Source organism: Leucobacter sp. USHLN154 (assembly GCF_037145595.1).
Lineage (GTDB): Bacteria > Actinomycetota > Actinomycetes > Actinomycetales > Microbacteriaceae > Leucobacter > Leucobacter alluvii.
The window spans coordinates 185,940-203,758 of sequence record NZ_JBBCXF010000004.1; the positions used below are offsets into that span (position 1 = coordinate 185,940).

Sequence of the window (17,819 nt, forward strand, 5' to 3'; positions counted from 1 at the left end):
TCGTGGCACTCGACTTCGACCGCCTGCGCCAGCTGCGCGCCGCGGACCCGTCCGGCATCACTCGCGCGCTCGCCGAACGGCGCCGGCGCGACGTCATCGCCGGTGACGGCAGGCTCTTCATCGTGGCCGCGGATCACCCGGCCCGCGGAGCGATCGCCGTTGGCGGTCACGCCACCGCCATGGCCAATCGTTACGATCTGCTCGAACGGATGGCGCTGGCGCTCTCGCGCCCCGGCGTCGACGGCGTGCTCGGAACCCCCGACATCATCGACGATCTGGCAGCCCTCGGCCTGCTCGACGACAAGATCGTCGTCGGGTCGATGAATCGGGGCGGGCTGCGCGGCGCCTCGTTCGAGCTCGACGACCGGTATACGGCCTACGACATCGACGCGATGGTCAGTCACGGCCTCGATTTCGCGAAGACGCTCATCCGCGTCGACCTGAACGACGCCGGCACCGCGTCGACGCTCCAGGCGACCGCTCGCGCCGTCGACGCTGCCGCGGCCGCGGGGCTGCCGATCATGCTCGAGCCGTTCATGAGCAGCCGCATCGGCGGAAAGGTGATCAACGATCTCTCGGCGGACGCGGTGATCCTCTCGACGGCCATCGCCTCCGGGCTCGGCAATTCGAGCGCCTACACGTGGATGAAGCTGCCGGTGGTCCCCGAGATGGAGCGCGTCATGGAGGCCACCACGATGCCGACGCTGCTGCTCGGCGGCGACAACGGCGGCGATCCCGACGAGACGTTCGCCTCGTGGGAGAGCGCCCTCGCCCTGCCCGGCGTGCGCGGCCTCACGGTCGGCCGCACGCTGCTCTACCCGCACGACGGCGACGTCGCCGCCGCGGTCGACACGGCCGCGCGGCTGGTGCACCGCGATCTCCCCGAAACTCCTCGCGAGGCGCAGCCGATACGCGGTCTCGCTTCGATCTCGCACACGAACGACACGAAGGACACTCGCAATGAGCACTGATTCCCTCCCCGTGATCCCGCACTGGATCGACGGCGCACGTCGCGCCTCGACGAGCGGCCGCACCGCCCCCGTCTTCAACCCGGCGACCGGCGAGGTGCAGGCGCTCGTCGCCCTCGCCGACGAGGCGGAGATCGCCGCGGCGATCGCCTCGGCCACCCGCGGCTTCGAGGCCTGGAGCGCATTCTCCATGGCGAAGCGCCAGACCGTCATCTTCAAGTTCCGCGAGCTGCTGAACGCCCGCAAGGGCGAGCTCGCCGAGATCATCACGCGCGAGCACGGCAAAGTGGTCTCGGACGCCATGGGCGAGATCCTGCGCGGCCAGGAGGTCGTGGAACTCGCCACAGGATTCCCGCACCTCATCAAAGGCGCGTTCTCCGAGAACGCCTCGACCGGCATCGACGTCTATTCGATCAAGCAGCCGATCGGCGTGGCGGGCATCATCGCCCCCTTCAACTTCCCGGCCATGGTGCCGATGTGGTTCTTCCCCGTCGCGATCGCCGCGGGCAACGCCGTCATCGTGAAGCCCTCCGAGAAGGATCCCTCTGCGGCCCTGTGGCTCGCCGAGCTCTGGCAGGAGGCCGGCCTGCCCGACGGCGTCTTCACCGTGCTCAACGGCGACAAGCTCGCCGTCGACGGCCTGCTCACCGACCCGGGCGTGCACTCGATCTCATTCGTGGGATCGACGCCGATCGCGCAGTACATCTACGAGACCGCCTCGAAGCACGGCAAGCGCGTGCAGGCTCTGGGCGGAGCGAAGAACCACATGCTGGTGCTGCCCGATGCCGACCTCGACCTCGTCGCCGACCAGGCGATCAACGCCGGATACGGCGCCGCAGGCGAGCGCTGCATGGCGATCTCGGTCGTGCTCGCGGTCGAGCCCGTCGCCGACGCGCTCATCGAGAAGATCACCGAGCGCATCGCGAACCTCTCGATCGGCAACGGCGCATCGACGCCCGAACCCGACATGGGGCCGCTCATCACCGATGCGCATCGCGACAAGGTGACCGGCTACATCGACATCGCCGAGCAGGACGGGGCGACCATCGTCGTCGACGGCCGGGGCTTCTCGGTCGACGGGCACGAGAACGGGTTCTTCGTGGGGCCGACGCTCATCGATCACCTGCCGACGACGTCGCGCGCCTACACCGAGGAGATCTTCGGGCCCGTGCTCGAGATCGTGCGCGTCGAGACGTTCGAAGAGGGCGTCGAGCTCATCAACTCGGGCGCGTTCGGCAACGGCACTGCGATCTTCACGAACGACGGCGGTGCGGCCCGCCGCTTCCAGCACGAGATCCAGGTCGGCATGATCGGCATCAACGTCCCGATCCCCGTGCCGGTCGCATACCACTCCTTCGGCGGGTGGAAGGCGTCGCTCTTCGGCGACTCGAAGGCGTACGGCGTGCAGGGCTTCGAGTTCTTCACCCGTGAGAAGGCCATCACCAGTCGCTGGCTCGATCCCGCGACGCACGGCGGCATCAACCTCGGGTTCCCCCAGAACGACTGATCGAACGCACCGGAGGAGGGGCGAAATGACGTACGACGCGCAGCAGACGGCACCGACCGGCCGATGGTTCCATCGGCGTGGCGAGCTCGCCGAAGGAGGGTGGGAGTCCGTCGTCGACGAGCGCATCCCCGGCTGGGAGCACACGGGTGTGCGGGTCGCCCGGCTCGCCGAGGGTGCGTCCATCGCCCTCGACGGGAGCGGCGTCGAACGACTGATCGTTCCCCTCTCCGGCGCGTTCTCCGTGCGATACCGCGAAGACGGCCGCGCGCCGGCCGCGACTGCTGCCGGGGCCGATGCTGACACCGAGACGACGGTCGATCTCGCCGGACGCGCCTCCGTCTTCGACGGGCCGACCGACGTGCTCTACCTGTCAGCGGTCGCCGAGGCCGAGGTCACCGCGACCTTGGCACCATCGGGCGAAGCGCGCTTCCTCGTCGCCACCTCTCCGGTGCCGGCGGACGACCCGGCCCTCGTGCGCCCCTCCCGCTACATGGCGGTCGAGGACGTGCCGGTCGAGCTGCGCGGCGCCGGTGCTTCGAGCCGCCAGGTGCACAACTTCGGCCGCAAGGAGTCGCTCGACGCGGCACGGTTCATCGTCGTCGAAGTCATCACTCCGGCCGAGAACTGGTCGTCGTACCCGCCGCACAAGCACGACGAGCACATCCCGGGGCACGAGTCGGAGCTCGAGGAGATCTACTACTTCGAGGTCGCGCCGACGAAGGACGCCCCCGCCGGCGTCGATCCCGAGCGCGCGTTCGGCCTGTTCAGCACGTACGCCTCACCGGCCGGGCCCATCGAGATCGACTCGCAGGTGCGCACCGGTGACATCGCGCTCGTGCCGCACGGCTACCACGGGCCCGCCGTCGCCGCCCCCGGGTACGACATGTACTACCTCAACGTGATGGCCGGCCCCGATCCAGAGCGCACCTGGCTCATCAGCGACGACCCGGCGCACGGCTGGGTGCGCGACACCTGGGAGGGTCAGGAACTCGACGCGCGCCTTCCCTTCACCCCGCAGACCCCAGTGACCGAAACGGAGCAGGCACGATGACGACCCGACGGATGACCGTGAGTCAAGCACTGATCGAGTTCCTCGCGAACCAGTGGACCGTCGATCGCGCGGCCGACGGAACCGAGATCCGCGAGCGCACCATTCCCGGAACGTTCGGCATCTTCGGGCACGGCAATGTCGCCGGGATCGGCCAGGCCCTCAAGCAGGTCAACGTCGAGCAGCCCGACCTCATGCCCTATTACCAGGCTCGCAACGAGCAGGCGATGGTGCACCAGTCGGTGGGCTACGCCCGCATGCACCGTCGGCGCGGCACCTACGCCGCTGCTGCATCGGTCGGCCCCGGCGCCACGAACCTGCTCACGGGCGCGGCGCTCGCCACGACGAACCGCCTGCCAGCGCTGCTGCTGCCGAGCGACACGTTCGCGACGCGCGTCGCCGACCCCGTGCTGCAGCAGCTGGAGCAGCCGCACGACATCGGGCTGACGGTGAATGACGCGTTCCGCCCGGTCTCCAAGTTCTTCGACCGGGTGCAGCGCCCCGAGCAGCTGTTCTCGATCGCGCTCGCCGCCATGCGCGTGCTCACCGATCCTGCCGAGACCGGAGCCGTGACGATCGCGCTCCCCGAAGACGTGCAGGCAGAGGCCGTCGATGTTCCGGAGGAGTTCCTGCAACCGCGCGAGTGGCGCATTCGCCGTCCGCGCCCCGAGCGCGATGCGTTCGCCGTCGCGCTCGAGGCGATCCGCGAGGCGAAACGCCCGTTCATCGTCGCGGGCGGAGGCGTGCTGTACTCGGACGCCGAGCAGCAGCTGCGCGCGTTCGTCGAGGCGACCGGCATTCCCGTCGGCTCCTCGCAGGCCGGCGGCGGCGTGCTCGACTGGGATCATCCGCAGTACCTGGGCGGTGTCGGGGCGACCGGCACCCTCGCGGCCAATCGCCTCGCTGCGGATGCCGATGTCATCATCGGGATCGGCACGCGCTACAGCGATTTCACGACGTCGTCGCGCACCGCGTTCCAGCACCCCGGCGTGCGCTTCGTCAACATCAACGTGGCGTCATTCGACGCGTACAAGCACGGGACGCAGATCCCGGTGATCGCCGATGCCAGAGAGGCGCTCGTCGAGTTGCTCGCAGCGCTCGAGGGGGGCTCTGCCGCGCAGCTCGGCGTCGACGCCGCCTACGCCGAGCGCATCGCCGCGGAGAAAGCGGCGTGGGACGGCCTCGTGGACGAGGCGTTCGCCCCCTCCGGCAGGGAGCTGCCCGGCCAGCCGGAGATCATCGGAGCGGTGCAGCGCTCGAGTGCTGCGGAGGACGTGGTCGTGCAGGCGGCGGGATCGCTGCCGGGCGACCTGCACAAGCTGTGGCGCGTGCGCGACGCGCTCGGGTACCACGTCGAGTACGCGTACTCGTGCATGGGCTACGAGATCGCGGGCGGTATCGGCGCGAAGCGCGGCTTGACCGCTGCAGGTGACGACCGCGACGTGATCATCATGGTCGGCGACGGCTCGTATCTGATGCTGAACAGCGAGCTCGTGACCGCGGTCGCCGAGGGCATCAAGGTCATCGTGATCCTCATCCAGAACCACGGCTACGCCTCGATCGGCCACCTCTCCGAAACGGTCGGCTCCGAGCGCTTCGGCACCTGGTACCGCGAGTACGACGACACCGCGAAGAACTTCCAGGGCGAGCGAGTGCTGCCGGTCGACCTCGCGATGAACGCCCGCAGTTACGGCATGGACGTCATCGAGGTCGAACCGACGAGCGACGCGATCTCCGACCTGGAGCGGGCGATCGCTCAGGCGAAGGCATCGGATCGCGCGACGTTCATCCACATCAACAGCGACCCGCTGGTCTACGCCCCCGACGGCGCCGGCTGGTGGGACGTGCCGGTGCAGCAGGTTTCGACGCTCGAGTCGACGCAGCGCGCGCGAGCCGCCTATGAGGAGCAGGCAGCCGCGCAGAAGCCGCTGCTCGGCTGAGCGCCGATCCCTCCCGAATCTCACCGCGTAATACGAAGGACAGGTCATGACTGCAGCGAACGAAGCCGGGCTGCGCATCGGCACCGCCCCCGACTCCTGGGGCGTGTGGTTTCCCGACGATCCCGGTCAGGTGCCCTGGGAGCGCTTCCTCGACGAGGTCGTCGCCTCCGGCTACGAGTGGATCGAACTCGGACCGTACGGCTACCTCCCCACCGACCCGCACCAGCTCGAGGACGAGCTCGGCAAGCGCGGCCTGAAGCTCTCGGCAGGCACAGTGTTCACCGGCTTCCACAAGGGAGACGACGAGTGGCAGCGTGCCTGGGATCAGGCGCTGAACGTCGCTGGCCTCGCATCGAAGCTCGGTGCGGAGCACCTCGTCGTGATCCCGGACCTCTGGCGCAGCGACGCCACGAGTCAAGTGCTCGAGCCGCGCACCCTCACCGACGAGCAGTGGGCGAAGCTCGGCGCCGGACACGATCGCCTCGGCAAGGCCCTGCTCGAGGAGTTCGGCGTCAAGCAGCAGTTCCACTCCCACGCCGACAGCCACATCGGCACCACGCGGGAGGTGCTGCGCTTCCTCGACGAGACCGACGAGCGGTACACCAACCTGTGCCTCGACACCGGCCACTTCGCCTACTACGGCGGTGACAACGTGAAGCTCATCGAGGAGCGGCCGGAGCGCATCGGCTACCTGCACCTCAAGCAGGTCGACCCCTCGCTGCTCTTCGATGTGCTGAAGAACGACGTCCCCTTCGCCGAAGCGGTGACCCAGGGCATCATGATCGAACCCCCCAACGGCGTTCCCGACCTCGCACCGGTGATCGAAGCCGTCGCGAAGATCGACGCCGACATCTTCGCGATCGTCGAGCAGGACATGTACGGCTGCGACGTCGACCGCCCGCTGCCCATCGCGACGCGCACGCGCGAGCACATCTTCTCCTGCACGCACCTCGCCAGGAGGTAGCGCTCGAGCGTCGCATCGCGGCGCGCGCTGCCGGTCCAGGGATCGCCCTCGGGCCCGGATTCGAATCGAAAGGAACCATCGACCATGACTGAAGATCTCCGCGTCGCCGTCGTCGGCGCCGGCAAGATGGGCGCCGACCACATCGCCCGCATCACCGCCCGCATCAGCGGCGCTCGCGTCTCGGCTGTCGTCGAGCCCGACGCCGGCCGAGCGGCCGCGGCCGCTGAGCACGCGCCCGGCGCGCAGGTGTTCGCGAGCGTCGAGGAGGCCATCGCGGCCGACGCGCTCGACGCGGTGCTCATCGCCGTTCCCGGCCAGTTCCACGCGCCGGTGCTCGCTCCGGCGCTGGCAGCGCAGCTGCCGATCCTCTGCGAGAAGCCGCTCACCCAGGATTCCGCGAGCTCCTGGGAGGTGCTGCAGCTCGAACAGCAGCTCGACCGGCCGCACATCCAGGTCGGCTTCATGCGCCGCTTCGATGCCGAGTACCAGGCGCTGCGCGACCTGGTCGCCTCGGGCGAGAGCGGTGAACTGCTGATGGTGCGCGGCGTGCACCGCAACCCCTCGGTGCCCGACACCTACACGAACGACATGCTCATCACCGACTCGGTCGTGCACGAGTTCGACGTCGTGCCGTGGCTCGCGGGGTCGCGCGTCGTGAGCGTCGAGGTGAAGCACCCGCGCCGCAACTCGCTCGCGCCGGAGCGGCTGCACGAGCCGATCCTCGTACTCATGGAGCTCGAGAACGGCGTGCTCGTCGACGTGGAGATGAGCGTCAGCGTGCAGTTCGGCTACCAGGTCGCCACCGAGGCCGTCTTCGAGCAGGGCGTCGCCCGCATCGGCCAGCCCGCAGGATTGCAGCGCTGGAGCGCCGGGCGCTTCAGCATGCAGGAGCACGAGTCGTTCACCACGCGTTTCGCCGCGGCGTACGACGAGCAGATCCAGCGCTGGGTCGATGCGGTGCACCGCGGCGACCTCGTCGACGGACCGAACGCGTGGGACGGCTACCTCGTCGCGCTCTCGTGCGAGGCGGGCGTCACCGCGATGCACGACGGCGGTGTGGTGCCGGTCGAGGCGCCGGAGCGCCCGGCGTTCTACGCCTGATCCACTGCCGCCGTGAGATATTCGGCTTCGGTGGGAGCGATGTGCACGAACACCGCTCACCGATGTCGAATCACTCACCGAAGCCCGCGCTGCCCGCGCAGCCCGCGCGCAGCAACACACTGAGTACTGAGGAGGCCCCATGGTGCGCATCGCACTCGACCCCACGCCGTACAACGATTCGGTGCACCTGCTCGACTTCCCCGACCTCGTCGCGCGGCTGGGATACGAGTACCTGCAGCTGACGCCCAGCCCAGATTTCGGGCGGCACTTCCACCACCCCAAGATGGACAGCGCCCTCATCGCACAGCTGAAGAAGCGGGCGAGGGACGCCGGAGTGACGATCACCTCCCTGCTGCCGGTGCAGCGCTTCGGAGGCCCGGAGCCGCACCAGGTCGACGCCGCAGTCTTCAACACGACGCGCTACATCGAGATCGCCGCCGAGCTCGAGGCGCCGATCGTCAACACCGAGTTCTCGGGTCGGCCCGAGCGCGAGGAGGACTCGGAGGTCGCGTTCTACCGAGCGATGGAGCGTCTCATTCCGGTGCTCGAGCGCGAAGGCGTCACCATGAACTTCGACCCGCACCCAGACGACTTCGTCGAGGACGGGCTCGAGGCGTGGCGCATCATCCGCGGTTTGAACACCGACCGCGTCGGATTCGTCTACGTCGCCGCGCACACGTTCCATTACGGCGACCGGGCGACGAGCCTGATCCCGCAGCTCGGAAACCGCCTCGGCGCCGTGTACGCGGCCGACACCTTCGACCACACGCGGTCGAACGCCCTGCGCTACATCACCAACCCTCCGGGCAACGCGGTGCGCGTGCATCAGCACCTGGCGATCGGCGACGGCGACGTCGACTGGATCGAGCTCTTCACCGTGCTCCGCGACTCGGGGTACCTCGAACGCGACGACGCGCTGATCGTGTCGAACGTGTTCGCCGAAGACGAGCGCGCAGATGAGATCTCGCGCTTCCAACTCGCCAAACTGCGCGAGCTGGCTGGCGTCGTCTGAGCGCGACCGCTCCCGGAGCCGCCGCAGCCGCCGCGCCGCGGCTCAGAAGATGACGAGGTAGAGCGCGGCGAGGATCGTCACGGCGAGCACGGCGCGCTCGAACACGCGCTGCTTGATGCGCATCGCGATCCAGCGCCCGAGCACGGCGCCGATGACGACGCCCGGCACGAGGACCAGGTCGAGTGCGAGGCTCGACGCATCGATCAGGCCGAGACTGACGGAGAACGGGAGCTTCGCGATATTGATGATCGCGAAGAACCAGGCCGCCGTGCCGAGGAATGCCTGCACGGGGAACTTCATGGCGAGGAAGTACATCGACATGACGGGCCCTCCGGCATTGGCGACCATCGTCGTGAAGCCGGCGAGGGAGCCGTAGCCGATGCTGCCGGCGAGACCGCGGCCGGTGGTGCTGCCAGCTCCGGTGGGAGGTGCAGCGCCGTCCGCCGAGTCTCGCGAGGCCGTCATGCCCCGACCGAGCGAGAAGTAGCGCCTCCACATCGTGAAGGCGACCACGAGCAGCAGGATCGCGCCGATCACGCGGCGCACCCAGTCGTCGTCGGCGAACGCGAGGAACACGGCGCCCAGCACGAGTCCTGCGACGACCGCGGGTGCGAGGCGCAGCATCGTCGGCCAACTCGCATGCTTCCGGTAGGCCCACACCGCGAAGGCATCGCCAACGATGAGCAGCAGAAGCAGTGCCCCCGTGGACTGCTTCGCGGGCAGGATCGCAGCGAAGATCGCGATCGACACCGTGTTCGCGCCCGGGAGCGCCGTCTTCGAGAATCCGACGATGCACGCTGCGATGCCGAGTACCACCCAGGCGAGCGGGGCGAGATCGGGGAGGGCTGACATCACCGGACCACTGTACCGCTCGCCAAAGTTTGTCCAAATGTAACGACATTGTTAAGCTCGCATGAGCGGTCCGTTACTCGACGGGCCCGGGCGACGAAGGAGTCAACGAGATGACAGTCGGAACCGCGGGAGAGAGCCGTACGGCACTGCCGCCACTCGGCAACGGACCGCATCGACGTCGACTCGGTCTCGTGGCGCTCATCGCCACCTTCGGCGGACTGCTCTTCGGCTACGACACGGGCGTCGTCAACGGCGCGCTCAGCCCGATGTCGGAAGAACTGGGTCTGACGCCGTTCCTCGAAGGCTGGTTCACCAGTTCGCTCGTATTCGCGGCCGCGCTCGGCGCGATGGCGTGCGGTCGGCTCTCCGACGGCTGGGGCCGACGCAAGACGATCATCCTGCTCGCCGTGCTCTTCTTCGTCGGCACCGCGTTCGTGGTCTTCGCCCCGGGCGGCGAGACCTACGGAACGCACACGCCACTCGGATTCGGCACCCTCATCCTCGGCCGGGTGCTGCTCGGCCTCGCGGTCGGCGGAGCGTCGACCGTCGTGCCCGTCTTCCTCGCCGAGCTCGCGCCCTACGAGATCCGCGGCTCCATCGCGGGCCGCAACGAGCTGATGATCGTCGTGGGTCAGCTCGCCGCGTTCGTGGTCAACGCGATCATCGGCAACGTCTGGGGACACATCGACAACATCTGGCGCGTCATGTTCGCGGTCTGCGCGCTGCCGGCGATCGCGCTCTTCTTCGGCATGCTGCGCATGCCGGAATCGCCGCGCTGGCTCGTCAACCGGGGCGACTACGAGCACGCCGAGCGGGTTCTCGCGACCGTTCGCACCCCCGAGCGCGCAGCGGCCGAGATCGGCGAACTCCGCGCACTCATCGAGGAGGAGCGCGGAGCATCGCAGATCGGATGGCGTGCCATCTTCGCGAACCGCAACCTGACGAAGATCATCTTCGTCGGCATCGGGCTCGGCATCGCCCAGCAGCTCACCGGCATCAACTCCATCATGTACTTCGGCAGCCAGGTGCTCGAGCAGTCGGGCTTCTCGCAGAACGCGGCCCTCATCGCGAACGTCGCACCGGGCATCATCGCCGTGATCGGCGCGATCATCGCGCTGCAGATGATGGACCGGCTGGATCGCCGCAAGACGTTCATCACGGGATTCACGCTCACCACGGTGAGCCACCTGCTCATCGGCGTCGCATCGCTGACGCTGCCGGCTGAGAGCGCTGCCCGCCCCTGGGTGATTCTCGCACTCGTCGTCATCTTCGTCGGCTCCATGCAGACGTTCTTGAACGTCGCCGTGTGGGTGTACCTCTCGGAGATCTTCCCGTTGCACATGCGCGGCATCGGCATGGGCATCTCGGTCTTCGCACTGTGGATCATGAACGGCATCGTCGCGCTCTTCTTCCTGCCGCTCGTCGACGGCATCGGGATCTCGAACACGTTCTTCGTGTTCGCCGCCGTGGGGGCGCTCGCGCTGCTCTTCGTCTGGAAGTGCATTCCCGAGACCCGCGGGCGTACGCTCGAAGCGCTCGAAGAAGAAGTCACCACCGGCGCGATCTACGTGCCGCGAAGCAAGTAGGGAGCGCGCGTGCGCATCGGGATCGTCGGATTCGGCGTCGGAGGACGGCGCTTCCACTTGCCGTACATTCAGGCCGCGATCGAATGGGAGCTCACGGGCGTCGTCGCCCGATCGGAGGCCACGCGGTCCTCGCTCGCCGAGGCGGCGCCGGGCGTGCCTGCGTTCGCGTCGCTCGACGCGCTCATCGACGCCGGCGTCGACGCCGTCGTCATCACGACGCCGCCCGCGACGCGGCGCGAGCTGGTGCTGCGCGCGCTCGAGCGCGGGGTGCATGTGATCGCCGACAAGCCGTTCGCTCCCGACGCCGCTACGGCGCGCGAGCTCATCTCCGCGGCATCCGCGGCGGACCGCATGCTCACCGTGTTCCACAACCGGCGATGGGACACGGATCTCGTCACCCTGCGATCCGTGCTCGACTCCGGTGCGCTCGGGCCCGTCTGGAGCGCCGACTTCGCGCTCGACCAGGACGATCGCGCGGTGCTCGATCAGGGCCCCGACGAGGGGCTGCTGCGAGACCTGGGCGCGCACGTCGTCGACCAGCTGACGCAGCTCTTCGGGCCCGTCGACCGTGTCGATGCGCATCTCGACTGGTTCGGCTCGGGTGACGCGCGCGTCGATGTCGGGTTCTTCCTCGGGCTCCACCACGCCTCCGGCGTATTCAGCTCGGTCTCCTCGACCAAGGGCGCGCGCAGAAACGATCGGCGCATGATCGTCATCGGACACGAGGGCAATTACGAGTCGCACATGGCCGACGTGCAGGTCGACCAGCTGCTCGCGGGCCTGACCCCCGCGGCGAACGCGGACGTGTGGGGCGTCGAAGCGGAGGAGCGCTGGGGCGTGCTCACCACCGGGGCCGGCGCGATCCGCGTCCCGTCGTTGCGCGGAGACTACACGGAGTTCTACCGCGACGTGCACCGTGCGCTCGTCGACGGCGCCTCGCCGAGTGTCACCCTGGATGAAGCGCTGCACACGGTCGCGGTGCTCGATGCGGCTCGCGAGAGCGCTGAGACCGGCGAACGGGTGCGCGTCGCCGTGCGTCCGTAACTCGCCGCCCGCCACGCACCACGCGCCACGCGCCGCCCACCACGAGTCCCCCGCCACGCGCCGCGAGTCCCGCGAAAGCGCAGTTGGTGCGCGCCGCCGCCCGCACACCGACTCCAATTGCGCTCTCGCTGGCCCGCCGGGGCGCCCGGGCCGGCTAGCGGGCGCCCTGCAGCGCCGCGTCGGCCTCGAGCAGCACCTTTGATGCGACCTCGAGCCCCTCGATGCGCCCGAGCGAGACGTCCTCGTGCTCGATGTTGACCCACATGCCGGGGTCGACATCGCGGATCGCGCGGAGGAACTCCGTCCAGAACGCGGTGTCGTGGCCGCGCCCGAGCGCGACGAAGTCCCACGCCGAGCGCTTCGGCCACTCGTTCGCCCACTCGTCGCCGCCGAGATTGGTGCGGGGCTCGTCCGGGCCGAGGCGGCGGAACGAGTTATCGAGCACCCCGTTGAGCCGCGCCCACTCGGGGTTCACGCGCACGTCCTTCGCCGCGGCATGCACGACGAGTTCGCCGAGATGCCGTACGACGGCCACGGGATCCATCTGCTGCCAGAAGAGGTGTGAGGCATCGAGCTCGACGCCGATGTGCGTCGCATTCGTGAGCTCGATGAGCTTGTGCACGTCGGCCGAGTTGAACACGAGATTCTGCGGGTGCAGTTCGAGTGCGATCTTCACGCCGTGGTCGGCGGCGAAGCGGTCCATCTCGCGCCAGAACTCCGCTGCGATATCCCACTGGTAGTCGAGCACGTCGAGGGCGGCCGAGTTCCAGGCGTTGACCACCCAGTTGACCACGGTCGCGCCCGGTTCGCCGCCGGGAAGACCCGACATGGTCACCACGCGATCCTGGCCGAGTCGCTCAGCGAGCCGGATCGACCGCCGCACATCTGCCGCGTGCGCCTCACCGATCGCGCGCTTCGGATGCAGCGGGTTGCCGTTGCAGTTGAGGCCCGCGATGGAGACTCCCGTGTCGGCGAACTGCTCGAGGAATTCGTCGCGAGCGACGTCGGAGTCGAGGACGTCCCCGAGGTTCGGGATGTGCGTGGCGGGGAGGAATCCGCCCGAGTTGAGCTCGATGCCGGTGAGGCCGAGCGAGCGGACGATCTCGATCGCCTGCGGCAGGCTGCGGTCGTGGAGGATCGCGTTGTACACGCCGAGTTTCATGTGAGGGCTCTTTTCGCCAGAGGTGGAAGCGGGGAGGATCAGCGGACGGCGACCGTCGTGCCGCCGTGCGCGGCCGAGTCGGCGACGGCGGCGAGGAATTCCATGTTGTGCACGCCGTCGTCGAAACTCCTGCAGCGGGGGAGCGACGCTTCGGCGGGGACGCCGGCGACCTCTTCGAGAAAGGCGCGGGCCTGGTGCACGAATAGATCGTTCTGGCCGATGCCGACGCCGGGGGCGTCCATCGCCCATCCACCGGCGTAGTGGGGGTGCGCCGGCCCCAGCGGGATCGTGCGGTAACCGGCGACGTCGGCGTTTTCGTCGTGCAGCATGACCTCGACCTGCGCCGGGTTCGTCTGCGACCAGCGCGCGGCCCCGCGCGTTCCGAAGATCTCGAGCGCGAGACCGTTCGGGTGACCGGCCGCGACGCGTGAGACCTCGATCGTGCCGACACAGGCCGCGAAGCGCGCATTGAAGGTCGCGTAGTCGTCATTCGTCACGGGGGAAGTCTCATCGCTCACGTCGCCCCCGGTGTGGCCGATCACCTGGCCGAGCGGCTTCGGGCGCTCGACGATCGACGTGTGGAAGCGACCGCCGGAGACGTAGTGCGCTGGTCCGCACAGGTATTCCGCGATGTAGCTCACGTGGCTGCCGATGTCGCCCAGAGCGCCCGATCCCTGGGGGCCCTGGTAGCGCCAGCTGATCGGCGCGTCGGGGCGGCACCCGTAGTCGGTCCAATAGCGGCCGGAGAAGTGCAGCAGGTCTCCGAGCCGTCCGTCGTCGATGAGCTGCCGCATGAACGCGATGCCGGGGGAGCGGAGGTAGCTGAATCCGATACGGGCCACGAGGCCCTGCGCTTCCGCGGATCGTGCGGCCTCGGCCATGGCTCGCGCATCTGCGATCGTGTCGCTGAGGGGCTTCTCGCAGAGCACGTGCTTGCCGGCCGCGAGGAGACCCTCGACGATTTCGCGGTGCAGCGAGTTCGCGACGACGACGCTGACGACGTCGATGTCGTCTGCGGCGGCGATGTCGCGCCAGTCGACGACGTTCCGTTCGAAGCCGAATCGCTTCGCGGTCTCGACGCCCAGGGGCTCGAAGGAGTCGCCGATCGCGACGAGTCGGATCTCGGGCAGCACGGGCGCGTACACCGTCGAGGCGGCCCGGTATGCGGCGGCGTGAGCTTTGCCGGCCATGCCGGCTCCGATGACGGCGACGCCGAGTGATGTGGTCATGGGGGTTCCTTTCGGGCTTCCTTGCTGGGGAACTTCGGTGCTGGGCACCAGCAGCGCGTCCTTGATTGGAGCGCTCCAATTGGCACCACGGTAGCCGGGCGTCCATGTGCTGTCAATTGGACCGCGGCCTGCGATCGCGCGTCGGCCGCCTCAGGCTGCGTTCGCCAGAGCCCACCGTGCTCACCCGTGCGCACCGTGCTCACCCGCGCGCATCATGTCCACCCGCACGCACCGCGTTCGCCCGGAACCGAAGTCGCGTACCCTGATGTCGGCAGGGGGACCTGCCAGCTGCACGAAAGGCGAACGATGCGACGACCGACCATCTACGACGTTGCCGCGCGCGCCGGCGTCTCGAAGTCCCTCGTCTCGCTCGTGATGCGCAACTCCTCGCAGGTCAGCGACGAGAAGCGCGCGGCGGTGCTCGCAGCCGTCGCCGAGCTCGACTACACGCCGAGCCGGCTCGCCGCCGGTCTCGCGGGAACCCGCACGCGCAGCATCGGCGTCGTGGTCGACGACTTCTCGAATCTGTGGTTCGTCGAGGCGCTCGCCGGTCTCCGGGCGGCACTCCGCGCCGATGGCTACGCACTCAGCATCGCCGACGCGCACCTCAACGCGCACCTCGACATCGATCCGCTCGACGCGTTCCGCGCCCTGCGCGTCGACGGGATCGTGATCGCCGGCGAGGTGAGCGCCGATGCCGTCGAGCGCTCGGGGGTGCCGGCAGTCGTGCTCGGCACGCGAGCCGTCGGCGCGCCGCGGGTGCCCGTGATCGCCAGCGATGAGGCCGCCGGCGGGCGCCTTGCGACGCGGCACCTGCTCGGGCTCGGTCATCGCCGTATCGTCTGCGTCTCGGGGCCGGGAGCGAGCGCGACGGAACGTGCGCGCGGGTACGTCGCCGCCATGACCGAAGCCCGCCTCGAACCGCTCGTCGTGCCGGCGGATGCGACCGGAGAGGACGCCGCCCGCGCGGCGGTGGCGACGCTGTTCGCCGGACCGTCCGCCGGAGAACGCCCCGCCGGACGCTCACGAGCGCGGCCGACGGCCGTCTTCGCGGTGAACGATCCGATGGCCGTCGGAGTGATCGGAGCGGCCGCCGATGCCGGGCTCGCGGTGCCGAGAGACCTCTCCGTCGTGGGGTACGACGACTCGCCGCTCGCCGCCTACGGCCTCATCGCGCTCACGACGATCAGCGGAGACCCCGCGGAGCTCGGCGAGGCTGCGGGGGAGGCGCTGCTCGCGCTGCTGTCGGGAACGGCCGCCGAAACGCGGATCTTCCCGCCGCGCATCGTCGTGCGCGCCTCGACGGCGGGGATCCCGCACGTCTGATCGCGCCGAAAGCGCAATTGCGGCTCTCCCCGCCGCTCGGTACGACACGAAGTGCGCTTTCGGCGCATACGTGCCGGGGCTCAGCCGGGCGCGCGCCACCCGAGTGGCGCTCGGCCTGCGCCGGCCCTACAATCGTACTTTGTACTAACAATTTAGCTCGTGCTAGGCGCAGGAACGGTAGCGCCCGCCCCGGCACCCACCGCAAGGGAATCGCAATGACGCAACAGCCCATCCGCTTCGGACTCATCGGCACCGGCCGCATCGGCCAGGTGCACGCGGCCAGCATCGCCGCTTCGCCGGAGGCGACGCTCTCCTGGGTCGCCGACCCATTCGTCGACGGAGCGCACGCGGTCGCTGCGCGCTACGGCGCAACGGCGACCGAATCCGCCGAGACGCTGATCGCCTCGGGAGAGGTCGACGCGATCCTCATCGCCTCGCCGACCCCCACGCACGTCGACCTCATCGAGGCCTCCCTGCGCGCGGGCCTCCCCGTGCTCTGCGAGAAGCCGATCGACCTCGACATCGCGCGCGTCGACGCCCTCCGGCCGTTGGTCGCATCGAGCGGCGTTCCGGTCGCGCTCGGGTTCAACCGCCGGTTCGATCCGAATCACGCCTCCGCGCAGGCGCGGGTGCGTGCTGGAGAGATCGGCGATCTCGAACAGCTGATCATCGTGAGCCGCGACCCGGCGGCTCCTCCCGCGGACTACATCGGCGTCTCGGGCGGCATCTTCCGCGACATGACCATCCACGACTTCGACATGGCGCGATTCTTCATCGACGACATCGTCTCGGTCAGCGCCACCGGCACGCGCACCTTCGACGCCGGCGCACGCGAGCACGGTGATTTCGACACCGCCGTCGCCACCCTGCGGGCCGCGTCGGGCGCAATCGTGACGATCGTGAACTCCCGGCACAGCGCCATCGGGTACGACCAGCGCATGGAAGCCTTCGGATCGAAGGGGATGCTGCAGGTCGGCAACCCTCTGCAGAACACGGTGGTGCTCTCGAACGGGCACGCCGTGGAAGCCCGGCCGCCCTACCCCGAGTTCTTCCTCGAGCGGTACGCGGAGGCGTATGCGGCTGAACTCGGCGAGTTCGTGAAGCTCGTGCGCGGAGAGTCGTCGACCAGCCCGACGTTCGAGGATGGGCGCGCCGCGTTGATCCTCGCCGATGCGGCGCAGCGATCGGCCGAGACCGGCGCCGCGGTCGCGGTCGAGCTGTGATCCCGGGCACCGAGCGGGCGGGAGTGCGCGCATGAGCTATCGTCTCGCGGCCTGCGCCGAGATGCTGTACACCGACCTGCCGATCGCGGAGCGCGTGCGACGCATCCACGAGCGCGGATTTCTCGTGGAGATCTGGGACTGGAGCACGAAGGATCTCGCCGCCCTCGCCGCGACCGGGGCCGAGTTCTCTTCGATGACCGGCTACCTGCGCGGCGACCTCACGACCGCCGAGGGCCGTGCTGCCCTGCTCGCGACCGCGGGCGAATCGTTGCGGGCTGCAGAGGTGATCGATGCCCCGCGCCTCAACCTGCACGGCACCGGTCTCGGCGAGGGCGGCCTGCCGGTCGTGCCCGGGGCGCGGGTCTCGGGAGCGGACTGGGTGCACGCCGCCGACACCCTCCGCCGAGTGGCCGATCTGGGTGCGGCAGCCGGGCGCACCTTCGTGCTCGAGAATCTGAACACCGCGGTCGACCATCCGGGCACACCGTTCGCGCGGGCTGCCGACACGCTCGCCCTCGTGCGCGGGGTCGACCACCCCAACCTGCGACTCAATCTCGACCTCTACCACGCGCAGATCGGCGAGGGGAATCTCGTCGAGCTCGTGCGCGAGGCGCTGCCGTGGATCGGTGAGATCCAGGTCGCCGACGTACCGGGGCGCTGCGAGCCCGGCACGGGCGAGATCCGATACGAGGCCGTGGCGCGGGTGCTGCGCGAGGTCGGATACGACGGCGTGGTCGGCATGGAGGCCTGGGCGAGCGGAGACGCCGATGCTGCGCTCGACGCGTTCGCAGCCGCGTTCCCGACTGCGTTCGCGCCCTGAGTTCATGAGTGCGGCCCCCATATGATGAACGAGGCAT

General features: G+C 69.1%; 15 protein-coding genes. 12 read left to right on the top strand and 3 right to left on the bottom strand.

Annotated elements, in window-relative coordinates; all coding sequences use genetic code 11:
• Positions 1–2: 2 nt before the first annotated feature.
• The 7 genes from WFH23_RS08870 (at position 3) to WFH23_RS08900 (ending at position 8,540) form a co-directional block, all read left to right on the top strand.
• Complete coding sequence (locus WFH23_RS08870; RefSeq protein ID WP_336662252.1) at positions 3–971, top strand: class I fructose-bisphosphate aldolase; 969 nt, start codon at positions 3–5, stop codon at positions 969–971.
• Positions 961–2,475: a CoA-acylating methylmalonate-semialdehyde dehydrogenase gene (locus WFH23_RS08875; protein WP_336662253.1), complete on the top strand. Its 1,515-nt coding sequence runs from the start codon at positions 961–963 to the stop codon at positions 2,473–2,475. Before WFH23_RS08870 ends, WFH23_RS08875 begins: the two co-directional genes overlap by 11 nt.
• Before the next feature lie 25 nt (positions 2,476–2,500).
• Positions 2,501–3,526 carry a 5-deoxy-glucuronate isomerase gene (iolB, locus tag WFH23_RS08880; protein ID WP_336662254.1) on the top strand — a complete coding sequence of 342 codons (1,026 nt, stop codon included), beginning with the start codon at positions 2,501–2,503 and terminating at the stop codon, positions 3,524–3,526.
• Positions 3,523–5,463: a 3D-(3,5/4)-trihydroxycyclohexane-1,2-dione acylhydrolase (decyclizing) gene (iolD, locus tag WFH23_RS08885; protein WP_200330735.1), complete on the top strand. Its 1,941-nt coding sequence runs from the start codon at positions 3,523–3,525 to the stop codon at positions 5,461–5,463. Before iolB ends, iolD begins: the two co-directional genes overlap by 4 nt.
• A gap of 46 nt (positions 5,464–5,509) precedes the next feature.
• Positions 5,510–6,427: a sugar phosphate isomerase/epimerase family protein gene (locus tag WFH23_RS08890; protein ID WP_200330733.1), complete on the top strand. Its 918-nt coding sequence runs from the start codon at positions 5,510–5,512 to the stop codon at positions 6,425–6,427.
• 84 nt (positions 6,428–6,511) lie between these two features.
• Positions 6,512–7,528, top strand: coding sequence for a Gfo/Idh/MocA family protein (locus WFH23_RS08895; protein WP_090145849.1), 1,017 nt, complete (start codon positions 6,512–6,514; stop codon positions 7,526–7,528).
• Between the two features lie 139 nt (positions 7,529–7,667).
• Positions 7,668–8,540: a sugar phosphate isomerase/epimerase family protein gene (locus tag WFH23_RS08900; protein ID WP_211649681.1), complete on the top strand. Its 873-nt coding sequence runs from the start codon at positions 7,668–7,670 to the stop codon at positions 8,538–8,540.
• A gap of 42 nt (positions 8,541–8,582) precedes the next feature.
• Here WFH23_RS08900 and WFH23_RS08905 read toward each other — a convergent pair whose 3' ends face one another.
• Entirely contained in the window at positions 8,583–9,392 is an 810-nt protein-coding gene (locus WFH23_RS08905; protein ID WP_336662255.1) for a sulfite exporter TauE/SafE family protein, read from the bottom strand.
• A gap of 110 nt (positions 9,393–9,502) precedes the next feature.
• On the opposite strand from WFH23_RS08905, the gene WFH23_RS08910 reads away from it, so the two are divergent.
• Both WFH23_RS08910 and WFH23_RS08915 read left to right on the top strand, forming a co-directional pair.
• A complete protein-coding gene (locus WFH23_RS08910) occupies positions 9,503–10,978 on the top strand; it encodes a sugar porter family MFS transporter (protein WP_200330726.1) in 1,476 nt (491 codons plus the stop codon).
• A gap of 9 nt (positions 10,979–10,987) precedes the next feature.
• On the top strand, positions 10,988–12,022 hold the full coding sequence (locus WFH23_RS08915) for a Gfo/Idh/MocA family protein (protein WP_336662256.1): 1,035 nt from the start codon (positions 10,988–10,990) through the stop codon (positions 12,020–12,022).
• A 154-nt stretch (positions 12,023–12,176) separates the two neighbouring features.
• Here the strand turns inward: WFH23_RS08915 and WFH23_RS08920 are convergent, their stop codons facing one another.
• The gene (locus WFH23_RS08920) at positions 12,177–13,184 is read right to left on the bottom strand and encodes a sugar phosphate isomerase/epimerase family protein (protein WP_200330722.1); all 1,008 of its coding nucleotides are present in this window, start codon (positions 13,182–13,184) and stop codon (positions 12,177–12,179) included.
• 38 nt (positions 13,185–13,222) lie between these two features.
• Complete coding sequence (locus tag WFH23_RS08925) at positions 13,223–14,413, bottom strand: Gfo/Idh/MocA family protein (RefSeq protein ID WP_336662257.1); 1,191 nt, start codon at positions 14,411–14,413, stop codon at positions 13,223–13,225.
• Between the two features lie 306 nt (positions 14,414–14,719).
• On the opposite strand from WFH23_RS08925, the gene WFH23_RS08930 reads away from it, so the two are divergent.
• The 3 genes from WFH23_RS08930 (at position 14,720) to WFH23_RS08940 (ending at position 17,782) form a co-directional block, all read left to right on the top strand.
• Positions 14,720–15,739 carry a substrate-binding domain-containing protein gene (locus WFH23_RS08930; protein ID WP_090145863.1) on the top strand — a complete coding sequence of 340 codons (1,020 nt, stop codon included), beginning with the start codon at positions 14,720–14,722 and terminating at the stop codon, positions 15,737–15,739.
• 215 nt (positions 15,740–15,954) lie between these two features.
• Complete coding sequence (gene iolG / locus WFH23_RS08935) at positions 15,955–16,962, top strand: inositol 2-dehydrogenase (protein ID WP_336662258.1); 1,008 nt, start codon at positions 15,955–15,957, stop codon at positions 16,960–16,962.
• Between the two features lie 31 nt (positions 16,963–16,993).
• Positions 16,994–17,782: a TIM barrel protein gene (locus WFH23_RS08940; protein WP_336662259.1), complete on the top strand. Its 789-nt coding sequence runs from the start codon at positions 16,994–16,996 to the stop codon at positions 17,780–17,782.
• Positions 17,783–17,819 lie beyond the last annotated feature (37 nt).